This window comes from Burkholderia sp. CpTa8-5 (assembly GCF_017815045.1).
In the GTDB taxonomy this organism is placed as follows: domain Bacteria; phylum Pseudomonadota; class Gammaproteobacteria; order Burkholderiales; family Burkholderiaceae; genus Burkholderia; species Burkholderia sola.
The window spans coordinates 1-25710 of sequence record NZ_JAGIQD010000030.1 but is presented as its reverse complement, the minus strand read 5'-3'; the positions used below and the strand labels follow the sequence as shown (position 1 = coordinate 25710).

19 protein-coding genes are annotated in these 25710 nt (G+C 67.9%); 11 read left to right on the top strand and 8 right to left on the bottom strand.

What is annotated here, in order from left to right; all coding sequences use genetic code 11:
* Nucleotides 1-5: 5 nt before the first annotated feature.
* Both tssB and tssH read right to left on the bottom strand, forming a co-directional pair.
* Nucleotides 6-548, bottom strand: a complete 543-nt coding sequence (gene tssB, locus J8I35_RS29645; protein ID WP_050012736.1) for a type VI secretion system contractile sheath small subunit — start codon at nt 546-548, stop codon at nt 6-8.
* 38 nt (nt 549-586) lie between these two features.
* Entirely contained in the window at nt 587-3280 is a 2694-nt protein-coding gene (gene tssH, locus J8I35_RS29640) for a type VI secretion system ATPase TssH (RefSeq protein WP_209928409.1), read from the bottom strand.
* Between the two features lie 488 nt (nt 3281-3768).
* On the opposite strand from tssH, the gene J8I35_RS29635 reads away from it, so the two are divergent.
* The 5 genes from J8I35_RS29635 to J8I35_RS29615 all read left to right on the top strand — a co-directional run bounded on the left by J8I35_RS29635 (nt 3769) and on the right by J8I35_RS29615 (nt 9226).
* Nucleotides 3769-4440: a TagK domain-containing protein gene (locus J8I35_RS29635; RefSeq protein WP_050012738.1), complete on the top strand. Its 672-nt coding sequence runs from the start codon at nt 3769-3771 to the stop codon at nt 4438-4440.
* A 133-nt stretch (nt 4441-4573) separates the two neighbouring features.
* Entirely contained in the window at nt 4574-5131 is a 558-nt protein-coding gene (tssE, locus tag J8I35_RS29630; protein ID WP_209928407.1) for a type VI secretion system baseplate subunit TssE, read from the top strand.
* Between the two features lie 32 nt (nt 5132-5163).
* Nucleotides 5164-7053, top strand: coding sequence for a type VI secretion system baseplate subunit TssF (tssF, locus tag J8I35_RS29625; RefSeq protein WP_124680966.1), 1890 nt, complete (start codon nt 5164-5166; stop codon nt 7051-7053).
* The gene (gene tssG, locus J8I35_RS29620; RefSeq protein ID WP_209928405.1) at nt 7053-8126 is read left to right on the top strand and encodes a type VI secretion system baseplate subunit TssG; all 1074 of its coding nucleotides are present in this window, start codon (nt 7053-7055) and stop codon (nt 8124-8126) included. Before tssF ends, tssG begins: the two co-directional genes overlap by 1 nt.
* Nucleotides 8123-9226: a type VI secretion system ImpA family N-terminal domain-containing protein gene (locus J8I35_RS29615; protein WP_209928403.1), complete on the top strand. Its 1104-nt coding sequence runs from the start codon at nt 8123-8125 to the stop codon at nt 9224-9226. The genes tssG and J8I35_RS29615 overlap by 4 nt, the downstream gene beginning before the upstream one ends.
* A gap of 139 nt (nt 9227-9365) precedes the next feature.
* Here the strand turns inward: J8I35_RS29615 and J8I35_RS29610 are convergent, their stop codons facing one another.
* Genes J8I35_RS29610 through J8I35_RS29595 form a run of 4 tightly spaced genes read right to left on the bottom strand, consistent with a single transcriptional unit; the run spans nt 9366 to nt 17882 of the window.
* Nucleotides 9366-13559, bottom strand: a complete 4194-nt coding sequence (locus J8I35_RS29610; RefSeq protein WP_209928399.1) for a bifunctional nitrate reductase/sulfite reductase flavoprotein subunit alpha — start codon at nt 13557-13559, stop codon at nt 9366-9368.
* Nucleotides 13560-13575: 16 nt separating this feature from the next.
* Nucleotides 13576-13923 (bottom strand): nitrite reductase small subunit NirD, encoded by a 348-nt coding sequence (gene nirD, locus J8I35_RS29605; RefSeq protein ID WP_209928396.1) that lies wholly within the window; start codon nt 13921-13923, stop codon nt 13576-13578.
* A gap of 38 nt (nt 13924-13961) precedes the next feature.
* Nucleotides 13962-16535 (bottom strand): nitrite reductase large subunit NirB, encoded by a 2574-nt coding sequence (gene nirB, locus J8I35_RS29600; RefSeq protein ID WP_209928393.1) that lies wholly within the window; start codon nt 16533-16535, stop codon nt 13962-13964.
* Nucleotides 16536-16556: 21 nt separating this feature from the next.
* Nucleotides 16557-17882, bottom strand: coding sequence for an MFS transporter (locus J8I35_RS29595; RefSeq protein WP_050012746.1), 1326 nt, complete (start codon nt 17880-17882; stop codon nt 16557-16559).
* 659 nt (nt 17883-18541) lie between these two features.
* Here J8I35_RS29595 and cobA point away from each other — a divergent pair.
* The 6 genes from cobA to J8I35_RS29565 all read left to right on the top strand — a co-directional run bounded on the left by cobA (nt 18542) and on the right by J8I35_RS29565 (nt 23657).
* On the top strand, nt 18542-19303 hold the full coding sequence (gene cobA / locus J8I35_RS29590) for a uroporphyrinogen-III C-methyltransferase (protein ID WP_050012868.1): 762 nt from the start codon (nt 18542-18544) through the stop codon (nt 19301-19303).
* A gap of 120 nt (nt 19304-19423) precedes the next feature.
* Nucleotides 19424-20017, top strand: a complete 594-nt coding sequence (locus J8I35_RS29585) for an ANTAR domain-containing protein (RefSeq protein WP_050012747.1) — start codon at nt 19424-19426, stop codon at nt 20015-20017.
* A 5-nt stretch (nt 20018-20022) separates the two neighbouring features.
* Nucleotides 20023-21075, top strand: a complete 1053-nt coding sequence (locus J8I35_RS29580; protein WP_050012748.1) for a CmpA/NrtA family ABC transporter substrate-binding protein — start codon at nt 20023-20025, stop codon at nt 21073-21075.
* 134 nt (nt 21076-21209) lie between these two features.
* Nucleotides 21210-21809, top strand: a complete 600-nt coding sequence (locus J8I35_RS29575) for a uracil-DNA glycosylase family protein (protein WP_050012749.1) — start codon at nt 21210-21212, stop codon at nt 21807-21809.
* 90 nt (nt 21810-21899) lie between these two features.
* On the top strand, nt 21900-22841 hold the full coding sequence (locus tag J8I35_RS29570) for a helix-turn-helix transcriptional regulator (RefSeq protein WP_050012750.1): 942 nt from the start codon (nt 21900-21902) through the stop codon (nt 22839-22841).
* Nucleotides 22842-22958: 117 nt separating this feature from the next.
* Nucleotides 22959-23657, top strand: a complete 699-nt coding sequence (locus tag J8I35_RS29565; protein WP_050012751.1) for a fumarylacetoacetate hydrolase family protein — start codon at nt 22959-22961, stop codon at nt 23655-23657.
* A gap of 55 nt (nt 23658-23712) precedes the next feature.
* Here J8I35_RS29565 and J8I35_RS29560 read toward each other — a convergent pair whose 3' ends face one another.
* Together J8I35_RS29560 and J8I35_RS29555 are read right to left on the bottom strand one after the other, a co-directional pair.
* Nucleotides 23713-24252 carry a DUF4303 domain-containing protein gene (locus J8I35_RS29560; RefSeq protein ID WP_050012752.1) on the bottom strand — a complete coding sequence of 180 codons (540 nt, stop codon included), beginning with the start codon at nt 24250-24252 and terminating at the stop codon, nt 23713-23715.
* Between the two features lie 126 nt (nt 24253-24378).
* On the bottom strand, nt 24379-25590 hold the full coding sequence (locus J8I35_RS29555; RefSeq protein ID WP_209928388.1) for an MFS transporter: 1212 nt from the start codon (nt 25588-25590) through the stop codon (nt 24379-24381).
* Between the last annotated feature and the right edge of the window lie 120 nt (nt 25591-25710).

Below are 25710 nucleotides of genomic sequence, written 5' to 3'. Positions count from 1 at the left end.
GTCGGTCAGTTCGCGCCGTCTTGTGCGGCGGTTTCGTCCGCATGGCGCTCGGGCTTCGGCGCCGCGGCCAGCGACTTGAGCAGCGCCGGGTCCTGAAGCAGCTGCGTGACGAGCGCCTCGGCACCCGACTTGCCGTCCATGTAGGTCTGCAGATTGGCGAGCTGCGTGCGCGCTTGAAGCAGTTGGCGCAGCGGCTCGACCTTGCGCGCGATCGCGGCAGGCGAAAAATCCTCCATGCTCTCGAAGGTCATGTCGACCATCATCTGCCCGTCGCCCGTCAGCGTATTCGGCACGGCGAACGCGACACGCGGCCGGATCGCCTTCATGCGCTCGTCGAAATTGTCGATGTCGATTTCGAGAAAGCGCCGGTCCGATACCGCTGGCAGCGGCTCGGCCGGATGCTTGCCCGACAGATCGGCGAGCACGCCCATCACGAACGGCAGCTCGACCTTCTTCTCCGAGCCGTAGACCTCGACGTCGTACTCGATTTGCACACGCGGCGCACGGTTGCGCGCAATGAATTTCTGCGAACTGCTGGAAGCGGCCATGAATGAAACTCCTGAACAGTGGTGGTGGGACGGCGAGCTCAGCGAACCGGCTCGTCTGAATGAAGGGCGGTAGCGTCGAACGCGAGGGCCTGCCCCGGTGCGCCGGACGGATCGACCACGCCGATCGAAATACGCGACAGGGTCTGCTTCGCCTCGAAGGCCTCGAGCCACAGCGAGGACAAGCGGGGCAGCACGTACTGCTCGATGAACCCGATCAACACGCGTGCGCCGGTTTCCTGCACGAGACAGCGGCCGACGATGTAATCGACGACCGCGTCGTCGTACGTCAGCGCGATTTCATGGCCGTCGGCCATACGCTTGACGACCCGGCCCAGATGCAGGCGGACGATGCTGGCGAGCGCACCGTCGGCAAGTGGCCGGTAGGGCACGACGGTCACGCGCCCGAGGAATGCCGCCGGGAATGTGTTCAGGAGTTCAGGCGTCAGTGCTGCCCGCAGGCCGTCCTGATCCGGCGCAAGCGACGGATCGGCGCAAAGACTCGTGCTCAGTTCGGAACCGACGTTGCTCGTGAGCAGGATCGTCGTATTGCGGAAATCGATATAGCGGCCGTCGCCGTCTTCCATGTAGCCCTTGTCGAATACCTGGAAGAACATCTCGTGCACGTCGCGGTGGGCCTTCTCGATCTCGTCGAGCAGTACCACCGAATACGGACGGCGGCGCACCGCCTCGGTCAGCACTCCGCCCTCGCCGTAGCCGACATAACCCGGGGGCGCGCCCTTCAGGCCCGAGACGGTGTGTGCCTCCTGATACTCGCTCATGTTGATCGTGATCAGATTCTGTTCACCACCGTACAGCGCTTCGGCGAGCGCCAGCGCGGTTTCCGTCTTGCCGACGCCAGAGGGGCCGGCGAGCAGAAACACCCCGAGTGGTTTCTTCGGATCCGTGAGACCTGCGCGTGCAGTCTGCACACGTTCGCCAATTTGACGCAGCGCATCGGCCTGGCCGATCACGCGTGCCTCGAGCGTGTCGGGCAACGTGCGCACCGCGGCGACCTCGTCGGTCAACATCCGGCCGACAGGGATGCCGGTCCAGTCGGACACGATTACCGCGACGATCGCCTCGTCGACTTCGGGAAAGACGAGCGGCGCATCGTCTTGCAGCGCCGCGAGCGCGCGTTCGAGTTCGCGCAGCTTCGGAAGCGCTGCCGCATCGTCCTGCGGGGTTTCGCCGTCGTGGGGTTCAATGGCTTCGCGTGCGGCGAGCAGCGCCTGTGCGGCAGCCGCCTGAGCGCGCCAGCGATGTTCGATTGCCGACTCTTCGCTCGCCAACGTATCGATGCGCGCGCGCACGGCCGTCAGCGCCCTGTCGGTATCCAGGCCGATACGGGCTTCCTGCACCAGCAACGCTTCCTCGGCACGTGCGGCCGCGAAGCGGTGGCGCACATCGTCCAGTTCACGCGGCGCAGCATGCTGCGACAGCGACACACGCGCGCAGGCGGTGTCAAGCAGGCTGATGGCCTTGTCCGGCAGCTGACGCGACGGAATGTAACGGTGCGAGAGCGTCACCGCCGCGCGGATCGCTTCGTCGAGCACCACGACACCATGATGCCGCGAAAACGTTTGCACGAGCCCGCGTACCATATCGACCGCGGCAGCCTCGGACGGCTCCGCGACCTGCAGCACCTGGAAGCGTCGGGTAAGCGCCGGATCTTTCTCGATGTGGCGTTTGTACTCCGCCCAGGTCGTCGCGCCGATCGTACGGATCGTGCCACGCGCAAGCGCGGGCTTCAGCAGATTGGCGGCATCGCCCGTACCCGCCTGACCGCCCGCGCCGATCAGCGTGTGAATCTCGTCGATGAAGAGGATCACCGGCGCCGGGGATTTTGCAGCGGCTTCGAGCAGCCCTTTGAGGCGCGCTTCGAACTCCCCTTTCATGCTGGCGCCAGCGAGCAATGCGCCAACGTCGAGCGACAGCAGTCGCACGTCGGCCAGCTTCGGCGGCACATCGCCCGATGCAATTGCCCGGGCAAGCCCTTCCACGACGGCCGTCTTGCCGACGCCGGCCTCCCCCGTTATCAGCGGGTTGTTCTGCCGACGGCGCAACAGGACGTCGATCATCGTGCGAATCTCGAGTTCACGGCCGATGACCGGATCGATCTCGCCCGCGCGAGCGCGCGCTGTCAGGTCTGCGCAGTACTGGTCGAGCGAACCGCCCTTCGATACGACCGGAATTGCACCGGACGCTTCGCCCGGCGTTGCCGCCGAAAAGTCGCTGTGATCGTATGGCGCATCGGCGGCTTCCGGCGAGCCGTCGATCCATGCGGGCAATTTGTCGCCCAGCCCGTCGACAGGAATCTTGCTGAACGCGACAGAGATTGACAGCAGAACGCGCCGCAACTCGGGGGTCGAAACAAGCGCAGCGACGAGCCACGCGCCGCGCACTCGCCGATCGCCGTGACTCAGCGTCGCGAGCACCCACGCGCGTTCGATCGCCGTCTCGATGTGCCACGAGAAATCGCCGATCGAACTGGCACCGGCCGGCAGCGCGGCCAACGCGGTTGCGAAATCCCGATCCAGTGCGTCGCGATCGATGCCAGCGTGCCGCACGATGCGATGCAGGTCACTATCGGGTTGCTGCAGGAGCTGATGCAACCAGTGGACGAGCTCCACGTACGGATTGCCGCGCAGCTTGCAGAACCGTGTCGCCGATTCGATGCTGCGGTAGAGCTGAACCCCGAGCTTGCCGAACAGCGCCTGGCGTGAAATCGTCATGCGAACCTTCTTGTTGTTGATTCGATATGTTCCCGGCTCTGGCCGGAGCGATCAGGAATCCTGTTCATGCGGCATTGGCCTGCTGCCGCATTTCGCACATAAATAATGTGCAAGCCTCTCAGGCCGAACATTATTTCAATTAACTTTCTCCGCCGTCAATCCACTCAAACGGGCAAGCACCCAGCCAATCAAAGCTATTCCGCGTTCGTCCCACGTACCGAACGAGAGAGGCAACCACCCAAATGACAAACCCACTAACCAATTGATTAAATTGATAAAATACGAAATTAAACGTGAACGAAATTTTTTACAATCACCCGCCAACCCCAACTATCCCAATATTCGACGCGCGTAATCCATGCATCACATGAATTTATCATTTTGAGATTTCATCTCGATAATATTTTCAAATTGATCGGCCCATTTAAAATCGTCCAATTACGTACATCCATGAGTAAAATGCGCAATCCGCCATCACTGACTCTTCCATGCGCTCATTCCGCTTGCCGTGGCACCGTCGACTCGACACCTCGCTTGCCGAGCCCGAGTTGCGTAACGCGCCGCGCGGTCCCGACAAGCAGGAGGACGGCGCAGCCGCACTCCCGTTCGAATCGTCGGGTCTCGCTGGCCGCGGTCAGTCGATCCTTGATCTGATTGGCAGCCACGGTATCAGCGGAAACGGCGTCCGCGAGAAGCTCGGCGGCGGATCGCTTGCGACGCCGGCCCCTGAACGCACCGACGACCTCGTCGAAACGCTTCACGCGCAGTACTGGCGCGCGCTAACGGACCCGCACACCGCCCTGTCCGACTCATGGCGCGAACAGCTCGACTCCCCTGCGACGCCTGTCGCGTCAGTGATGCCCGATTTGCACGACGTACAGCTGACACCGGCAAATCCAGCCAGCGCTGGTTCCATCGAAGTGCTGCTATCTGGCAAACACAATCTCGAGGACGCGTTCGGACAGCTTGAGCAGAGTTTGATGCCCGATCTGGAAGTCGAATCCGTTCCGGAAGTGTTACGCCTCTTTGCGCCGGCCGAATTCCATGCGGCGCAAGCGCACCGCGCACCGCCTCTGCCGCCCGCGCTCACCCGGCGTGAGCATCACGCGCTGTCGGTCGACAGCCCGCTGTCCGCGCCTGTACGCGAGAGCGAAGCATGAAGATGCCATTTGCAGCCGCAGAGCCGTCCAGTCACGCCCCGAACAACGAATCGCGGGGATTTCGGTCTCTTCGAGCTGGCCCGCGCGTAATTTGGCTCGTGTGTGGCGGCCACCACTACCGGAGAATCGGGCGATGACCGAGCGCAAACAGCGTCCAGTGCGGGGCGACTCGGCCGTTCCCCGCCCACCGAGGCAGGCAAACGCGCGCCTGATGCCGACCCTGCTGGACCGGCTGCGGGACGACGCACCGCTTCGACTCGTCGAAGCGCCCGAAGAATACGCCGTCACGCGCAAGCAGATGCGCGATATCGTCCAGCGCGATCTCGCCTATCTGCTGAACACGACGAGCATCGAAGACCAGATCGAGCGCGCGCACTATCCGCAGGCGGCCGCGTCCACCGTCAATTTCGGCGTGCCGCCGCTCGCCGGCACTTTTCTCGCGTCGCGCCAATGGAACGACATCGAGCAGATGATCCGGCGGGCCATCACCGATTTCGAGCCGCGGCTGATCGCCGATTCGCTGGTGGTGTCGCCCCGTCAAGGTGACGACGCCAGCGGTCATCACAATGTGCTCGCGTTCGACGTGCGCGGCCTGGTTCACATGGATCCGTATCCGCTCGAATTCATGGTGCAGAGCTCGCTCGATCTCGAGACGAGCGAGATCCAGATCACCGGCATGCGCGCCGGGTAGGCACGGCACAACGACACAACGAGACCTTTCCTATGGACCCGCGGCTACTCGACTATTACAACCAGGAACTTGTCTACATGCGCGAACTCGCCACCGAGTTCGCACAGGCGCATCCGAAAATCGCGCGCCGGCTCGGCATGCAGGCCGGCGAAGTGGCAGACCCCTACGTCGAGCGCCTGATCGAGTCGTTCTGCTTCATGGCCGCGCGCATGCAGCTCAAGCTCGATGCGGAGTTTCCGCGCTTCACCGGGCGGCTACTGGAAGTGATCTACCCGAATTACGTCGCGCCCACGCCGTCGATCGCGGTCGCGCGCCTGTATCCCGGCCAGGCCGAAGGCAATCTGGCCGCAGGCTACCGTATCGCGCGCGGCACGTCGTTCAAGGCGCGGATTCCCGATGGCGAAAAAACCGCCTGCCAGTTTACGAGTGGCCAGGACGTCACGCTCTGGCCGCTCACGATCACCGATGCGCGCCTGACGGGCATTCCGCCCGACATCCCGGCGCTCGACCGCTATGTTCCACCCGACCGACAGGTGCGCGGCGCATTACGGCTGCGGCTGGCGACGACAGGCGACATGCTCATCGCCGATCTGAAGGGGCTCGATCGGCTGCCCGTGTATCTGGCCGGCGACGAACAGGTCGCCTCTCACCTGTTCGAGCTGCTGCACGTCGCCGGCGTCGCGTCCGTGATTGCCGCGCCGGGCGAGTTCGGCGTACCGGGGGGCGCTCCCGCCGCCGTGACGCACGGCGCAATCGAACACGAGGGCTTGCGCACCGATCAGAACTTGCTGCCACTGACCTGGACGAAGTTTCACGGCCATAACCTGCTGCACGAATACTTCGCGTGCCCCGCACGATTCTGGTTCTTCGCACTCAACGGTCTGGCGCAAGGGCTGTCTCGCGTGAACGGTCGCGAGGTCGAAATCGTCGTGCTGCTCGACCGAGCGCCGGGCCAACTCGCGAACCTCGTCGATGCGTCGCGTTTCGCGCTGTTCTGCACCCCCGTCATCAATCTCTTCAAACGGCACACCGACCGCATCGAGATTTCTCCCCGCGAGACCGAGTCTCATCTGGTGCCCGCCCGGCTCGCACCGCTCGATTACGAAGTGTTCTCGGTCGAGACCGTGCATGGACAGGTCGCTGCAACCTCGAACGAACTGGAATTCCGTCCGCTCTATCAGACACTGAACAACGACGAAGGCAATCACGGCCGGTATTTCTCGACACGGCGCGAACGACGGATCGTGTCGGATTCAGCGCGCCGTTACGGCACACGGACGCCCTACGTCGGCACCGAAGTGTTCCTCTCGCTGGTCGATCAGAACGAGGCGCCTTATGGCGAGAACATTCGTTTTCTGTCGGTCGCCGCGCTGCTGACGAACCGCGATCTCGCCACGCTCGTGCCGCGCAATGGCGTGCGCGACCTCACAACCGACGCGTCCACGCCAGTCGAAAGTATTGGCCTCATTCGCCCGCCGAGTCCGCCGAAAGCGCCGTATGCGGAACGAGAAATGGCGTGGCGCCTGATCCGCCAGCTCAACTTCAACTACCTGCCGCTCGAAGGTCTCGATCATCGTGACGGGGGGCAGGGAATACGTGACCTGCTGCGCCTGACCGTGTCGAACGACAACGATGAACAGCTGCGGCAGATCGAAAGCCTCGTCGGCGTCAATACTCGCGCGGTCACGCGCAAGCTGCCGGGCACCGGCCCGATGACGTTCGGGCGTGGCATCGAGTGTGCGGTCACGGTCGACGAGACCGGTTTCTCCGGTGTGAGCCCCTATCTGTTCGGTACGATTCTCGAGCACTGGCTGGCGCGGCATGTATCGATCAACAGCTTCACTCAGACCGAATTGCATTCGATGCAGCGCGGCCGTATCGCACGCTGGCCCGTGCGCACCGGGACCCGCGGAGTGCTGTGATGGAACGCGCTACCTTGCCGGCACTCGTGCGCGACAGCACGCTCTCGCCCGACCTGCTGGAGAGTCTTCAAATGGAGCCGTGGCGCTTCGGGTTCCTGTCACTGCTGCGGCGCATCGGCGCGAATCCCGCGGTCGACCCCGTCGGCACTGCCCGCCGACCACGGTCGGAGCCGTTCCGGCTCGGACAACAACCGAGTCTCGCTTTCGCGCCGCGCGAAATCGCCAGCGTCCAGGAAGCGGCGGGACGGCTCAAGGTACGGCTCTTCGGTCTCGGCATGCTCGGTCCGAACGGGTCCCTGCCGATCCATGTGACCGAATGGGCGCGTGAACGCGAAGAGAGCCGTCGCGACACGACGACGGTCGACTTCTTCGACATCTTCCATCACCGGTTCCTGACGCTGTTCTATCGTGCGTGGGCATCGGCACAGTCGACAGCCGGCCTCGACCGGAAAGACGACGAGCGGTTTTCGTTCTACGTTGCGAGCCTCACGGGCCACGACACCGCGGAAATCGCGCGGCGCCCCCTGCCCTCGCACGCGCGATTGGCGGCGTCCGCGCATCTCGTCCGGGAGTCGCGCGACGCGGACGGCCTGCGCGCCACACTCGAGCACTACTTCGGCGTGCCGGTCGCGATCGACGAGCACGTGTTCCACTGGATCGCAATCGATGCGGCCGATCAGGGACGCATGGGCCGGCCTGGCCCCGCCGCGACGATGGGGCAAGCCGCGATGCTCGGTCGAGTGGCACCGGACCGTCAGCACCGGTTCCGCATCGTGATCGGCCCCATCGATCTCGACGCGTATTTGCGCTTCACACCGCAGGGCGAGGATCTGCCGCGCCTCGTCGAATGGGTGCGGGCATTCGTCGGCTACGAACTGGAATGGGAACTTGAACTGCGCATCAAGCCCGAAAGCGCGCCGCCGGCCGTGATGGGCGGCCGCCAACGCATCGGATGGTCCGGGTGGCTTGGCCGCCCGAACCCCGACCGGCCGATTACCGGCATGCGGTTCGAACCCGAGCGTTACGTACGGCATTTCGAACGGCGCACGGCTGAATCCGACAATCGACCATGAGCAAAAAGCAATCAACCCGACGGTCCGTATCCGGTCAAGGTACCGCGAAGGACACGCCGCATCGCGACTGGCTCGCGCCCGTGAGCGATTCCATGCCCTGCGGCCCCGACCTCGAATACGACCACGATTTCGTCGTGCTGTTCGCGCGTGCGGCGCCCAGGCAGGATGTGCAGTACGGCGCGTTCGTCGGCGCACCCGATCCCATCAACTGGAGCGAGCTCGAGCGCGACTGCCGACGGCTCATGGTGCGGACGAAAGACATTCGGGTCGCCGTGCTATATACGCGGTGTCGCACGCGGCTCGCCGGTGCCGCAGGTCTCGCGGATGGCACGAAACTGCTGGCCGCGTGGCTCGATGCATTTGCCGAACACGTCCATCCCCAGCCCGATATCGACGGTGGGCACGGCGCCGCAAGTGAAGTACGGATGAATGCGATACAGGCCCTCGCCGATCCGGAAGGACTGCTCGCAGACGTGCGCGAGATCGTGCTTTCGAAGTCGACGCTGGCGCGACTGCAGGTGCGCGATGTCGAGCGTGCTTTTGCGCACCCTCGCCCCGCCGATGCGCTCGCGCCCGAGTCCGTTACGCAGCAGTTGCTGGATGTGCGCGCGGTGCAGCCAGAGGTGATGACGGGTTTCGATGATGCGATTGCGCATCTCGCTGCAGTCGATGCGTGGTGCGCCCGTCATCTCGAAGGATATCTGCCCGATCTGGCGTCACTCACTCGGCTGCTCGGCAAGCTGAGTGTCACGGTGTCGGCGAACACCCCCGAACAGATGGAAGAAGCCCCCGATCCTGCTCGAGTCCACGACGCATCCTCAGAGAGCGATGCGTCGGTGCAACTAGAACCGGCGAATGACAAAACGGTTGCTGCCAACGACCACATCACGGCCCGACCGACATCCTCACCCGCAGACCGCCAGGCCGCGCTCACTCTGATTCGTACGGCGCGAACATGGTTCGAGACCCACGAACCCAGCAGCCCGATTCCCGTATTGCTCAAGCGTGCGGAGCGGTTCGTCGGCAAGCCTTACGCTGAGGTCGTCACGGCAATTCCGGCCGAGCTTCTGGCGCAGTGGGAAGAAACCAGCGGTTCATGACCATGGCCTCCTCGTCAGCGAAACATCGTATAGGCTCATCGAGCGCGCGACGGATTAATCGCCCCGCCATTCATGTGGTTAGCGTTTCCAAGCTGACGGCGGAGCGGCAAGCGCCCCAAGACGCCCGTCGCTCGCCCGGTCAATACACGTCCCGCATATAGCGCCGTGCCTTCGAAAGCCGCGCGACGTAATCGTTCGCGGCTTCGTCCGACATGCCGCCGTGCGTGGCGACGATCGCCTTCAGCGCCGTATCGACGTCCTTCGCCATCCGCGCGGCGTCGCCGCACACGTAGAAGTGCGCGCCTTCCTCCAGCCATGCGAACAGCTCGGCGCCCTGCTCGCGCATCCGGTCCTGCACGTAGACCTTGTCGGCCTGGTCGCGCGAGAACGCGAGATCGAGCCGCGTGAGGAACCCGCTGTCGCGCATCGCGCTCAGCTCGTCGCCGTAGTAGAAGTCGGTCTGCGCGTGCTGCTCGCCGAAGAACAGCCAGTTGCGCCCGCGCGCGCCGCGCGCCTGCCGCTCGTGCAGGAAGCCGCGGAACGGCGCGACGCCGGTGCCGGGACCGACCATCACGATCGGCACGTCGCCGTTCACCGGCGGCCGGAAATGCGCGGACTTCTGCACGAACACGGGCACGCGGCCGTCGTCCGCGCGATCGGCGAGGAACGTCGACGCGACGCCTTTGCGCGCGCGCCGGCCGTTGTGATAGCGCACGGCAGACACGGTCAGGTGAATCTCGCCCGCGTGCGCGCTCGGGCTCGACGCGATCGAATACAGGCGCGGCTGCATGCGCTTGAGCATGCCGACCAGCTCCGCGCCCGACAGCTCGACCGGGTATTCGTGCAGCACGTCCGCAAGCTGTTGCCCCCACAACCATTGCTTGAGGTCGGCCTTGCGATCGTCGCCGAGCAGCGACTTCAGCGCGCCGTTCGCGCTGCGCGACGCGATGAAGGCCAGCGTGTCCGGATGCGGGCGCGTGATGTCGAAGTGGCGCGCGAGCGCGTCGCCGAGCCGGATATCGCCGACGCCCGGCACCGACACGGGTGCATCGGCCTTCAGCGCGGTGACGGACAGCAGTTCGTCGACCAGCTCCGGGCAGTTGGTCGGCCACACGCCGAGCGCATCGCCGGTTTCGTATTCGAGGTTCGCGCCCTGGGTCGACAGCGACACGTAGCGCGTGTCCTTCGCGGCGCCCGGCCGGTTCAGCCGCAGGTTCGCGACGAGTTTCGACGGCGCCGGATGCGCTTTCGTCGGCAGCAGCCCCGACGGGCTCAATCCACCGGCCGGCACCGCGTGCAGCGCGGCATCGGCCTCCTTGATCCGCGCGACGACGCGCTCGAGCCATTGATCGGCATCGTGCTGGAATTCGACGTCGCAATCGACGCGCGCGCACAGGCGCGCCGCGCCGAGTTCCGCGAGCCGCGCGTCGAGCCGGCGGCCGTGGCCGCAGAACTGGTCGTAGTTGCGGTCGCCGAACGCGAGCACCGCGAAATGCACGCCGTCGAGGCGCGCGGCGCTGCCGCCCTGCAACGCGTCCCAGAACTCGCTGCCGTTGTCGGGCGCATCGCCGTCGCCGAACGTGCTCGTCATCAGCAGCACGTATTGCGCGCCGGCCAGCGACGCGACCGGATAGTCGGACATGCACGCGGTGCGGATCTCGAAGCCCGCGTTCATCAGCTTGGTCGCGTAATCGTCGGTCAACGATTCGATGTTGCCGGTCTGCGACGCCCACAACAACGTGACCTTCGGGCGCGGGCGCACGATGCGCACGCCGCCGGCCGCCGCAGCGTCGGGCGGCAGCGCGGGCGCGGCACGCTCCGCGGCGTGCGCGGGCAGCGAGCGGCTGAACAGCCCCGCGAGCATGCCGTCGAGCCAGAACCGCACGGGCGGCGTCAACGGCGCGCCGGCCGGCAGCACGGGCACGCTGCCTTCGCGACGGCCGGCGCTCGCCTTCAACCCGCTGACGAGGCCGGCCACGTACAGCCGCTCGGTGTCGGTCAGCGGCGGTGGCGCGAAATCGGCGACGCCGAGCGCGGCCGCGAAAGTGTCGATGTCTGCCATGTCGGATTCCTGTGAGGCCGTGATCGGCGCTATCGCGGGCACGGACGCGGGCGGTGCATCGTCCTCGCGTGCGTCGGTGCGCGCCGTGTCGTCGGCGGTCGACGCGAACGCGTCCGTGTCGACGCGCGTCAGCGCGACCGCGCAGTATTTCAGTTCGGGTTGCTGCGATTCCGCGTCGATCGCGTCGTTCGTCACCGCGTTAATGCACAGGTCGTCGCCGTACACGTCGTTCCAGTGCATCGGCGCGAAACAGTTGCCGCGCCGCACGCGGTCGGTCACGACGGCCGGCAGCACCGCGCGGCCGCGCGCCGAACGGATCTCGACGCTGTCCTTCGCGGCGATGCCGAGCGCGCTCGCATCGTCCGGGTGCAGTTCGACGAACGGGCGCGGGTTGAGCTTGTTCAGCATCGCGACCTTGCCCGTCTTCGTCATCGTGTGCCACTGATGCTGCAGCCGCCCGGTGTTCAGCACGATCGGGAACGTGTCGTCGGGCAGCTCGGCCGGATCGACGTGCGGCCGCGCAAAAAAGCGCGCCTTGCCCGACGGCGTGGGGAACACGATGCGCGGCGCGTCGTTGCCGACGGCTGCCGGGCGCAGCGCCTGGTTCACGCCGTCGTTCAGGTAGCGGATCGGGTGCCGCTCGCGCGCGGTGCCCGGCGCGACCGGCCACTGCACGGGCCCGTCGCGCAACGCCGCATGGCTCGCGCCGCGCAAGTCGTAGCCCGTCGCCGGATTCGAGAAGCGGACGATCTCGTCGAACACGTCGGCCGCCGACGCATAGTCGAACGCATCGCCGAAGCCCATCGCGCGCGCGACTTCCGCGACGATGCGCCAGTCGGGCAGCGCGTCGCCGGGCGGCGCGACCGCCGCGCGCATCAGCGTCATGTTGCGCTCGGAATTGATCATCACGCCGTCGCCCTCCGCCCACAGCGCGCCGGGCAGCAGGATGTCCGCGTAGCGGTTGGTCTCGGTGTCGAGGAAGGCATCCTGCGCGATCACGAGCTCGGCGGCCTGCAACCCGGCGATCACGTTCTGCCGGTTCGGCACCGTGGCGACCGGGTTCGTGCAGACGATCCAGCATGCCTTGATGTCGCCAGCCGCCATCCGCTCGAACAGGTCGATCGTGCCGTTGCCGGTGTCCTTGCGCAGCGTGCCGGCCGGCACGCGCCACAGGTTCTCGACGAAGCGGCGGTCGTCATCGGACGCCGCCGAGCGCTGGCCCGGCAGCCCCGGCCCCATGTAGCCCATCTCGCGTCCCCCCATCGCGTTCGGCTGGCCGGTCAGCGAGAACGGCCCGCTGCCGGTGCGGCAGATCTTGCCCGTGGCGAGATGCAGGTTGCAGATCGCGTTGGTGTTCCACACGCCGTGCGTGCTCTGGTTGAGCCCCATCGTCCAGCAACTCATCCATTCCTGCGCGTCGCCGATCCATTGCGCGGCCGTGCGGATGTCGGCTTCCGCGAGCCCCGTGATCTCGGCGACGCGCTCGGGCGTGTAGTCGGCGAGGAACGCGGGCATCGCGTCCCAGCCTTCGGTGTACGTATCGATGAACGCGGCGTCGGTGCGCCCGTTCGCATGCAGCAGATGCAAGAGCCCGTTGGTCAGCGCGAGATCGGTGCCCGGCCGGATCTGCAGGAACAGGTCGGCCTTGTCGGCGGTGCCGGTGCGGCGCGGATCGACGACGATCAGCTTCGCGCCGGCCTTCACGCGATCCATCATCCGCAGGAACAGGATCGGATGACAGTCGGCCATGTTCGCGCCGATCACGAAGAACAGGTTCGCGCGATCGAAATCCTCGTACGACCCGGGCGGGCCGTCCGCGCCGAGCGACTGCTTGTAGCCGGTGCTCGCGCTCGCCATGCACAGCCGCGAATTCGACTCGATGTTGTTGGTGCCGACGAAGCCCTTCGCGAGCTTGTTGACGAGGTACTGCGCCTCGATCGACATCTGCCCCGACACGTAGAACGACAGCGCATCGGGCCCGTGCGTATCGAGCACCGCCCGCAGCCGCCGCGCGGTCTCGGCGATCGCGTCGCGCGCCGGCAGCGGCACGAGGTCGTCCTCGCGGGCGCGGCGCACGAACGCACGGTCGAGCCGCCCCGAGCGGCGCAGCGCGACGTGCGCGGACGAACCCTTCGTGCACAGCCGCCCGAAGTTGGTCGGATGGTCGGCGTCGCCGGACACCTTGACGACTTCGCCATCCTCGACGTGCAGCACCATCCCGCAGCCGACGCCGCAGTACGGGCACACGCTCTTGACGGGGGTGGCGGTCATGCGTGCTCCGGGGCGCTCAGGCCGCAATCCATACGAAGCCGTCCTCGACCCGCGACGGATACGCGCTCACCGATTTATCGGGCGCTTCCAGGCATTCGCCGGTGCGCAGGTCGAAGTGCTGCTTGTACAACGGCGACGCGACGACGACGCGCTCGCCGAGGCTGCCGATCAGCCCGCGCGACATCACGGCGGCCTGCGACACGGGATCGACGTTGTCGATCGCGAACACGCCGCCTTCCTCGGCATGCGCGACGTGAAACACGGCGACCTGCTCGCCGTTGACGAGCGCGCATACGCCGGTGTTCGGCACGATGTCGTCGAGCGGGCACACGCGGGTCCAGGACAGCGGAAGACGATCGTTCATGATGAGCTCCTTGGAAAAGACGCTGGTGTCGGTCAGAGTCAAACGGTTGCGGGTTCGGCGACGACGGGAATCGACACGGGTTTCCCGCCCCCGCGCTCGCCGGGCGTCGCGGGCCGGATCTGGCCGCGCGTCTCGACGAACTCGATGGTCGTATCCGGCGCGTCGCTGTTCACGAAGTGGCGGAAGCGCTTGCGCGTGTCGGGATCGGTGACGGCGCGCTTCCATTCGCACTCGTAGGTGTCGACCACGTGCTGCATGTCGGCTTCGAGCTCGGCCGCGATCCCGAGCTTGTCGTGCACGACGACGCCGGCCAGATAATCGAGGCCGCCTTCGAGGTTGTCGCGCCACACGCTGGTGCGTTGCAGCCGGTCCGCCGTGCGCACGTAGAACATCAGGAAGCGGTCGATATAGCGGATCAGCGTGTCGCGATCGAGATCGGACGCGAGCAGTTCCGCGTGGCGCGGCTTCATCCCGCCGTTGCCGCACACGTACAGGTTCCAGCCCTTCTCGGTCGCGATGACGCCGACGTCCTTGCCCTGCGCTTCCGCGCACTCGCGCGTGCAGCCGGACACGCCGAACTTGATCTTGTGCGGCGCGCGCAGCCCCTTGTAGCGATTTTCCAGGTCGATCGCGAGGCCGACCGAATCGTCGACGCCGTAGCGGCACCACGTCGACCCGACGCACGACTTCACCGTGCGCAGCGCCTTGCCGTACGCGTGCCCCGATTCGAAGCCGGCCGCGATCAGCTCCTCCCAGATCGACGGCAGTTGCTCGACGCGCGCGCCGAACAGGTCGACGCGCTGGCCGCCGGTGATCTTCGTGTAGAGGCCATATTTTTTCGCGACCTGGCCGACCGCGATCAGCCCTTCCGGCGTGACTTCGCCGCCCGGCATGCGCGGCACGACCGAATACGTGCCGTCGCGCTGGATGTTCGCGAGGTAGTAGTCGTTCGAATCCTGCAGGCCCGCGTGCTCCTTCTTCAGCACGAACTCGTTGAAGCACGACGCGAGGATGCCCGCGACGGCCGGCTTGCACACGTCGCAGCCGAGCCCGCGGCCGTGCTTGTGCAGCAATGCGTCGAACGTCGTGATGCGCTCGACGCGGATCAGGTGGAACAGCTCCTGGCGCGAATACGGGAAGTGCTCGCACAGATGGTTGTTGACCGCGAGGCCCTGCTTCTTCATCTCGGCCTTCATGATCTGCGTGACGAGCGGCACGCAGCCGCCGCACGACGTGCCGGCGCCCGTGCACGTCTTCAGCGCGCCGAGGCTCGTCGCGCCGTCTGCGACGGCCGCGCAGATCTGCGACTTCGACACGTTGTTGCATGAGCAGATCTGCGCGCCTTCCGGCAGCGCATCGACGCCGATCGCCGGCTTCGCCGCGCCGTCCGACGACGGCAGGATCAGGAATTCCGGCGACTCGGGCAACTCGATGCGGTTCAGCATCATCTGCAGCAGCATGCCGTACTCGGCCGCATCGCCGACCATCACCGCGCCGTGCAGGAACTTGCCGCAGTCGGACACCACGAGCTTCTTGTAGACCTGGCGGCGCTCGTCCGCGTACTGGTAGGTGCGGCTGCCGGCCGTCGTGCCGTGCGCGTCGCCGATGCTCGCGACGTCGACGCCCATCAGCTTCAGCTTGGTGCTCATGTCGGCGCCGGCGAACGCGGCGTCCGCCGCTTCGTCCGCGTCGCCCGCGAGCTGCTTCGCGACCACGCGCGCCATGTCGTAGCCGGGCGCGACGAGGCCGTACACCATGCCGTTCCAGGCCGCGCATTCGCCGATCGCATAGATGTCGGCGTCGCTCGTACGGCACGCGTCGTCGATCGCGATGCCGCCGCGCGGGCCGATCTCGAGCCCGCACGCGCGGGCCAGTTCGTCCCGGGGACGGATGCCGGCCGAGAACACGATCATGTCGGTGTCGAGATGCGAGCCGTCGGCGAACGCCATCCGGTGCGCGCCTTCGTCGCCGTCGACGATTTCGAGCGTGTTCTTGCCGGTATGCACGGTCACGCCGAGCGCCTCGATCTTCGCGCGCAGCATCCGGCCGCCGCCGTCGTCGACCTGCACGGCCATCAGGCGCGGCGCGAATTCGACGACGTGCGTTTCAAGCCCCATGTCGCGCAGCGCCTTCGCGCATTCGAGGCCGAGCAGCCCGCCGCCGATCACGACGCCGCGCTTCGCGTGCGCGCCGCACGCCTGCATCGCTTCGAGATCCTCGATCGTCCGGTACACGAAGCAGCCCGCGCGATCGCGGCCCGGCACCGGCGGCACGAACGGACGCGAGCCGGTGGCGAGCACCAGCTTGTCGTACGCGAGCGTTTCGCCCGACGCGAGCGTGACCGTATGCGCGGCGCGGTCGATCGATGCGACTTGCGCGTTCAGGCGCAGGTCGAATTGCGGATGGCGCGCGAAGAAGCCGGGTTCGACGAGCGACAGCTCGTCCGCCGACTTGCCGGCGAAGAATTCCGACAGATGCACGCGATCGTAGGCCGGGCGCGGCTCCTCGCCGAGCACGGTGACCTGCAGCGCGCCGGCCACGCCGGCTTGCGCCGAGACGCATTCGAGGAGCTTGTGGCCGACCATGCCGTGGCCGATGACGATGAGTTTCATGATGACGGTTCCTTCGGTCGATCAGTTCGCGGCGCTCGCGGCGGCCAGCGCGCGATCGCGCAGCTCGGCTTCGCGCGCCTTGTGTTCTTCGCTGAAGCGCACGGCCATCGCGCACAACGCGGTCGCGGTCACGGCAAGGCCGAGCAGGCTCAACGTGTGCTGCACGTCGCCGACGCCCTTCAGCAGGAAAGCCGCGGCGACCGCGCCGACGTTGCCGCCCGCGCCGACGATGCCCGCGACGCCGCCGAGCGCCTTGCGGTCGATGAACGGCACCAGCGCGTAGGTCGCGCCGCACGCCATGTGCGTGAAGAGGCCGAAGGTGAGCATCGCGACGAGCGCGATGCCGATGCCTTGCGCATGCGAGAACCAGATCAGCCCGAGCCCTTCGCCGATGATCAGCGCGCACAGCAGCGTCGCGCGCACGTCGAGACTGCGGCGTGCGGCGATCTTGTCGGACAGCCAGCCGCCGAGCGCGCGGGCGAACAGCGCGAGCAGCCCGAACATCCCGACCGCGAAGCCGGCGTCCTTCAGCGACAGCTTGAAATGATCGACGTAGTACAGCGCGGCGATGTTGTGGATGAACACCTCGACGCCGAAGCACGCGCCGTACGTGACGAACAGCATCCACACGCGGTAGTTGCCGCAGGCCGCGAAGAAGCTCGCCCAGCCGCCCTTCTTGCCGCTGTCGATCGTTACGCCCTGCTTGCGCAGCGCGACGAAATCGCCTTGCGGGCAGTCCTGCGTGAAACGCCAGTACGCCCACGCCATCACGAGCATCGCCACGCCCGGCACGACCAGCGCGATGCGCCACGACGAATCCTCGCCGAAGCCGAGCATCAGGCCCGCGGCGACGAGCAGCGGCATCAGCGCCTGCGTCGCGCCCGCGCCGGCATTGCCCCAGCCGGCCGTCGTCGCGTTCGCGGTGCCGACCACGTTCGGCGCGAACATCACCGACGTGTGGTACTGCGTGATCACGAAGCCCGCGCCGATCGCGCCGATGCCGAGCCGGCAGATCAGGAACCACAGGTAGTCGTGCGTGAACGACACGGCGAACACGGGAATCGCGCCGAGCAGCAGCAGCCCGGCATACACGCGGCGCGGGCCGAAGCGGTCGCACATCGGGCCGACCAGCAGCCGCACGGCGATCGTCGCGGCGACCGCGGCGATGTTGATGTTCGCGACTTGCGCCGCCGTGAGATGGAATTCGCGCGCGATCAGCGGCATCAGCGGCGCGCACGCGAACCACGCGAAGAAGCATACGAAGAACGCCATCCACGTCAGATGGAACGCGCGCATCGGCGCGGTGCGGAGGCTGAAGAGATCGATACGGGTAGCTTTGTCGGTCATGTCGTCCGCCCAAACGAAAAACGGCGTCCTGCGCACCCGGTCTCGTCGAGACCCGATGCGTAGGACGCCGTTGCCCATGAAGCCCGTTGCCGGGCGCGTCAGTATTCGGTACTGCGGGCGAATCGCCGTTGATCCGCCCGAACCAGCTTACGCAAACGCCGTGCCATATCGGCACGAATCCGGCCGAAAGCCTCGTCGCACAAGGCTTGCCGGACAGCACGCGGCGCGAGGCGACGCATCGCGCGCTCTCCGTCGCGATGCACCGAGGCACAGATGTGGTGCGCTGCAGCACTGTCGCCGTGCGACATCGCGGTGCGCGCGGACGGCGCACGATGCACACCGATGCGACATGGCGACGGCCTATGTGAGGCATGCGCATGCACGCGTGCGGCCATCGCGCAGTGCATCGCGGCATGCGCTGACCGCGCGTTGCACCGGTTGGCCCGGATATTGCTGAACGCTATGCATCACCGGCAACGGCGCCGGTGGGCAGTCCCCGCAAAACCCTGCCCGCCTTTCACGGCGGGTCCGACAGGACAACGGCGTCCCCCCGTGCACGGCACGGCCGGATGCCGGTGCGTTTCGACCGCCCGCCGCCGCCGCGCAACAACGCGACATCAGACCGCCGCAGCGATGCGATGCGGCACAGGAATACGACAATGACGACAGGCAAAGTCACGCTGCTGGGCGCCGGCCCCGGCGACCCCGATCTCCTCACGCTGAAGGCGGTAAAGGCGCTGGCCGCCGCCGACGTGCTGCTGCTCGACGATCTCGTCGCGCCCGGCATTGTCGGACTCGCGCCGCAGGCGCGCGTGATCCGCGTCGGCAAGCGCGGCGGCTGCCGCTCCACGCCGCAGGCGTTCATCGAGAAGCTGATGCGTCGCTACGCGCTGCGCGGCGCGCACGTGGTGCGCGTGAAGGGCGGCGACGCGCTGCTGTTCGGGCGCGCCGGCGAAGAGCTCGCGACGCTGCGCGCGGCCGCGATTCCGGTCGAGATCGTCAACGGCATCTCGTCGGGATTCGCCGCCGCCGCGAGCCTCGGCATCTCGCTCACGCACCGCGAGCACTGCCAGGGCGTCACGTTCGTCACCGCGCACCGCCAGGACCATGGCGAACCCGACTGGGCACGGCTCGCGGCGACCGGCACCACGCTCGCGATCTACATGGGGATGAGCCGCGTCGACAGCATCGCGGCCGGCCTGCTCGCCGCGCTCCCCGCGTCGACGCCGGCGGCGGCCGTGCAATGGGCCGGCACGCCCGACGAGCGCCGCTGGACCGGCACGCTCGGCACGCTCGCGCGCGGCGTCGAAGCGGCGCGGCTCGGCAGCCCGGCCGTGATCCTCGTCGGCGGCGCGATCGGCGAAGCGGCCGCGCAGGATGCGGACGCGGCAGCCGACGCGGCGCTTGCGCGGGCCGCCTGACATGCGCGGCATCGCGCGGCCTCAGCCGCTCCCCGTTTCCTTTCGCGCCGGCCGCGCGTGCGGCCTGCCTGCATCGCTCGCCGGTTGCACCGGCGCATCACTGCTCCTGTTGCGCGCCTCATGAGTTCGTCCGCCCCCGCCCGCCTGCGCGTGCTGCTCGTCACCGATACCGACAAGCCGATCGGCGAACTCGGCGACGCGCTCGCGCGCCTCGGCTACGAGATGCTGAACGACGTCGCGACGCCCGCGCGCCTGCCGGCAGCCGTCGAGGAGCAACGCCCCGACGTCGTGATCATCGATACCGATTCGCCGTCGCGCGACACGCTCGAGCAACTCGCGGTCATGCATGCAACCGCGCCGCGCCCCGTGCTGATGTTCAGCCACGACGCCGACCAGGAACTGATCCGCGCGGCGGTCGGCGCGGGCGTCAGCGCATATCTCGTCGAAGGGTTGTCGGCCGAGCGCCTCGCGCCGATTCTCGAAGTCGCGCTCGCGCGCTTCTCGCACGACGACGCGCTGCGCCGCCGGCTGGCCGACGTCGAGCGCGAACTCGAGGAGCGCAAGCTGATCGACCGCGCGAAACGCGTGCTGATGGACCAGCGCAAGCTGTCCGAACACGACGCCTATGCGGCGCTGCGCAAGCGCGCGATGGATCAGGGCCTGCGCATCGTCGACGTCGCGCGACAATTGCTCGACGCGTCACCCCAGTCATGAGTCCAATGAATACCTCTCCTCCCGCCGCGCCGGAACGCGCGCATCTTCGCCTCGGGTTCGTCGCGCTCAGCGACGCGGCCCCGCTGATCGTCGCGCAACGCCTGAACCTCGGTGCGCGTCATGGCCTCACGCTCGAATTAAGCCGCCAGCCGTCGTGGGCGGCCGTGCGCGACAAGCTGCTCAGCGGCGAGCTCGACGCCGCGCATGCGCTGTATGGGCTCGTCTGCGGGCTGCAGCTCGGCATCGGCGGCCCGCAGGCCGACATGGCCGCGCTGATGGTGCTGAACCGCAACGGCCAGGCGATCACGTTGTCGCGCGGCCTCGCCGACGCTTACCGTGAGACCGGCAGCGTGCGCGCCGCGTTCGCGACGCTCGGCCGCAAGCCGCTGCTCGCGCAAACTTTCCCGACCGGCACGCACGCGATGTGGCTGAACGCATGGCTCGCGTCGCACGGCGTCGATCCGCTGCGCGACGTGCGCAGCGTCGTGATTCCGCCGCCCGAGATGGTCGCGGCACTCGCGGGCGGCGAGCTCGACGGCTTCTGCGCGGGCGAGCCGTGGCACGCGGTGGCCGAAGCGTGCGGCGCAGGCCGCACCGTCGCCGTCACGAGCGAGATCTGGCCCGATCACCCGGAGAAGGTGCTCGCGACCCGGCGCGATTTCGTCGCACTGTATCCGGCCGCCTCACGTGCGCTGGTCCGCACGCTCGTCGACGCATGCGCGTGGCTCGACAGCGCCGCGCACCGCCGCGAGGCGGCCGACTGGCTCGCGTCGCCCGACGCGCTGGGCGTGCCGGCCCGGCTGATCGCGCCGCGCCTGCTCGGCGACTACGGCGCGGGGCCGTTTGCGACGCCGCCGCTGCCGATCCGCTTTCACGACGGCGGCGCGGTGAACCGGCCCGACCCGCGCGAGGGCCAGTGGTTCCTGTCGCAATACCGGCGCTGGGGCATGCTCGACGGTTCGCACGACGACGCGGGCATCGCCGCGGCGATCGCGCAGACCGCGTTGTATGATGCTGCGGTCGCCGAAGGCGGCGCGGCGGGTCTGTCGCTGGCGTAGCGCGTAGCCGTAGCGCGCACCGCGCAGTGCAGCCGGTACCCGCCGGCGCCCCGGAGGCGGCGCGGCCGCCGACCGCCGGCCGCTCGTGCCGCTCGGGCGACACCGCGTTGCCACCTCATCCCCGCTCCGAATCAATGCCGAAACCAACGCGCGCGCCGCTCGACGTGCTGCTCACCGAAATCCGCGCGTGCCGTGCATGCGAAGCCGACCTGCCGCTCGGCCCGCGCCCGGTCGTGCGCGCGCATCGCGACGCACGCATCCTGATCGTCGGGCAGGCGCCGGGCGCGCGCGTCCATGCGAGCGGCATCCCGTGGGACGACGCGAGCGGCATGCGGCTGCGCGACTGGCTCGGCGTCGACGCCGACACCTTCTACGACGAGACGCGCTTCGCGATCGTGCCGATGGGCTTCTGCTACCCGGGCCGCGGCGCGAGCGGCGACAACCCGCCGCGCCCCGAATGCGCGCCGCTGTGGATCGACCGGCTGCTGGCCGAACTGCCGTCGATCCGGCTCACGCTGCTGATCGGCCAGTACGCGCAGCGGCATTTCCTGCGCGGCGCGCGCAAGGCGACGCTGACCGACACCGTGCATGCGTGGCGCGACTACGGCCCCGCGATCCTGCCGCTGCCGCATCCGTCGCCGCGCAACCAGGCATGGTTCAAGCGCCATCCGTGGTTCGACGCCGACGTCGTGCCCGAACTGCGGCGCCGGGTCGCGCCGCTCGCGACGGGCTGACCAGGTAGGCGCGGGGCCGCGCCCGTCCCCGTCGCGCCCGGTTCGCTGTACCATCGCGGCTCCACCGCGTCACGAACAGCACAATCCTTCATGCCCTCCACCGCCCCGCCGCGCCTGTACGGGATGCCCGAACGCAGCGACCGGCTCGATTTCTACATCCGCGACCAGGCGTCGCGCCAGGCGATCACCGAGCCGCACCGGCACGCGTATTTCCAGATCCAGTTCAATCTCGGCGGCGACACCGAGCAGCGCATCGGCGGCGTCACGCGACCGTTTCCGCGCGGCGCGCTCGCGTTCGTGCTGCCGCACCGCGAGCACCTGATTCCGCACCCGGAAGGCGCGCATTTCATCGTGATCAACTTCAGCCAGGCGTTCCTGCGCGCCGATCTCGACGTCGATCCGCTCGATCTCGAGGACGTGCCCGCGCACCGCTTCCCCGAGCTGACGCCGTTCCGCTTCCAGGAGCACGTCGATTTCATCCTGACCGGCGATACGTACGACGAAGCGCGCCGCCTCGCGCTGTGCATGCTCGACGCCGATCGCGTGCGCACGTTCGGCTCGACCACGTTGCTGCGCGGCTACCTGCTGCAACTGATCGGGCTCGTCTGCACGCAGTACGCGGGCGCGCTCGACAAGCTCGCGCAACGCGGCGCCCAGCGCGCCGGCCGGCGCGACGCGCTGGCCCGCGTGCTGCGCCACGTGCGGGCGAACCTGACCCGGGAGGACCTGACGCTCGCCGCGACCGCCGAAGCCGCGTTTCTGTCGCCGAACTACCTCGCGCACCTGGTGCGCAAGGAAACCGGCAGCACCTTCACCGATCTCGTGACCGAGCGCCGGATCGCGCTCGCGCAGTCGCTGCTGGCCCATACCAGCCGGCGCATCGCGGACATCGCACGCTCGGTCGGCTTTCGCGACGAAGGCTATTTCGCACGGCGCTTTCGTGCGCGGGTCGGCGTGTCGCCGAAGGCGTACCGCGACGCGAACGCCGCGCTGCCCGCCGCCGACGACGCGCAGCCGGCCGCCGACGCGTAGTTTTGTCCCGGTAAAACGCAGTTGCGTCGCATCCGCGCGCACGCGCGTCGGGTATCGTTGCACGCATGCCGGCCGACGCGCCGGTCGTCCGTCTTCCTACCGAACGAGGCCAATCCGATGTCCGCCTATGTCATCGACGCCGCCGAGCGTCCTTCCGTCGAAGTCGAACAGTCGTCCGCGCGCTTTCCGGTGCGCCGCGTCTTCTGCGTCGGCCGCAACTACGCCGACCACGCCCGCGAAATGGGCGCCGACCCCGACCGCGAACCGCCGTTCTTCTTCACGAAGCCGGCCGACGCGATCGTCCCGGCCAGCGGCACGGTCGCCTATCCGCCGCTGACGAACGACCTCCACCATGAAATCGAGCTGGTCGTCGCGATCGGCAAGGACGGCCGGTCGATCGACCCGGCCGACGCGCTGTCGCACGTGTGGGGCTACGGCGTCGGCGTCGACCTCACGCGCCGCGACCTGCAGGCCGAAGCGAAGAAGCTGAGCCGGCCGTGGGACTGGGCGAAGGGTTTCGACGCATCGGGCCCGGTGACCGCGCTGCGCGCGGCGACGGCCACCGGCCACCCGGCGACCGGCCGCATCTGGCTCGCGGTCAACGGCGACACGCGCCAGCAAGGCGACCTCGCCGACATGATCTGGCCCGTGCCCGACGTCATCGCGTACGTGTCGCGCTCGGTCGAGCTGAAGGCCGGCGACCTGATCTTCACCGGCACGCCGGCCGGCGTCGGCGCGCTGCAGCCGGGCGATCGCGTGACGGGCGGCGTCGACGGCATCGCGACGTTCGAATTCGTGGTCGGCGCGAAGCCGTAACGCGACATGCGCGGCGGCCGCGTGCCCGGGCCGCCGTGCGAGATTCTGATGCCGGTCAGTCGTAGCGGCGCAGGAACGCGTCGGCGACGGCGGGCGGATTCAGCGCTTTCGCCGATGCGTTTTCCAGCGCCTCGGCCGCGTCGTCGTCGCTGATCGACACGAACAGCGTGATGGCCGCCCTGTCGTCACCCGTGCCGAACACGCCGTCGCGATCGAGCAGCCGCAATGCCGCGATCATGTCGACGTGCAGTTGCCGGGAAAATTCGCTGAAGCGCGATTGGACGAACTGCGGGCTCAGCACTTCGTCGGCGAGCCTGCCGCAGATCGCGTTGAACGGCGACGCCTCGGCCGCCGCGTACGCCCATTCGGACACGCCCCACACGAACCACGGATCGTCGTCCGCCACCGCCTGTTGCGCGCGGATTCGGCGCAGCCCTTCGACAGAATTGGCGGCCGGCACCACCGTCATCGCGCCGCTGTCGGTGTACAGCGCAAACGCATAGAAATGCTCGTCCGGGTGCAACGCCCGCAGCGCCCTGAAGGTCGCCCTCGCGGCGTCGGCAATGTCCCGCTGGAAATCAGAAAAGTCGCTCATCGCATCCTCGTCCAGTCGCCCTTTGCGCTCGCCGGGACACGCGGCGCGCGGATCATGCGTCGTCTCCCGGCATGCGGCGGATTGTCCGTCATTCGGCCGCGCGCCGGTACCGGGGCGCACCCGCGCTCACCGCCCGGCGTCCTGCCCGTCGAACGCCCGCACGCACACGGCGGCCGCCAGCGCGATCGCCGCCGACAGCAGCATCATCGCGAGCGGCAGGTAGCCGGCATTGCGCGGGGTCAGCAGCGCGCCTGTCAGCGACGACAGCGCGGCGCCGCCGCCGATCGTCATCGCGCCGGCCAGCCCCGACGCGCTGCCTGCCAGCTCCGGGCGCACCGACACCGCGCCCGCATGGGCGCCTGGATTGCTCAGCCCGTTGCCGATGCCGACCAGCACGCACGGACCGAACCATGCGAGCGCGTGCGTCGCGCCGCCGGACACGAGCGCGAGGCCGGTCAGCGGACCCGCACACGCCGCGACCCGCCCGCACAGGATCGTCGTGGCCAGCGCGTAGCGGCGCGCGACCCGCGCGGCCAGCAAGCTGCCACCCACGAAACCGGCCGTGATCGTCCCCATGTAGAAGCCGATCTCCGCCGGCGCGATGCCGAACAGCGTTTTCGCGGCGAGCGGCGCGCCGGCCAGGAAGGCATAGAACGTGCCCGTCGAAAACGCCATGCACAGCGCATAGGCCCAGAAACGGCGCGCACGCAGCAGCGCCGGATACGCACGAAGCTGCTGCGCGAAGCTCGACGGCCGGCGCGTATGGGTTTCGACGAGATCGAACGCGCACCAGCCGAACAGCGCACTGCCGACGGCGCCGAGCAGCCAGAAGCTCGCGCGCCACCCGACCGTCTGATCGAGCACGCCGCCGAGCGTCGGGCCGAGCATCGGCGCGAACGCGGCGGCCATCGCCGCATAGCCGATCCGGCTCGCCGCGCGCGCCCCGCCGCCGGTATCGCGGATCGCCGCCATCGACACCGGATAGACCGACGTGATCGCCGCCTGCATCATCCGACAGCCGAGAAATACGCGAATATCGGTCGCCATCGCGCAGCCGAGCGAACCGAGCGCGAATATCGCGACGCTCGTCAGCACGATCGGCCGCCGCCCGAACCGGTCGGACAGCGGCCCCGTCACGCATTCGAGCGACGCGGCCACCGCCGCATAACCACCGAGCGACAGCGCGACGAGCGCATAGTCGGTGTGCAGGTCGCGCACGATCGCCGGCAGCGACGGCAGGAACAGGCTCAGCGGCAGCACCGACAACGCGCACAACAGGATCAACGTTGCGTGTCGCGGCGACGCCGGATCGGAAGCGGTCGACAGGTTCGATGACAAGCGGATGCCCTCCCGCGCACGGGCCGCACGGCCGTGCGCAACAATCGGGATAGGGGCGGTCAGGTAACCTGACCGATCCCCTCCCACACCACCCGGCATGCGGGTCCGCACCGGGCGGTT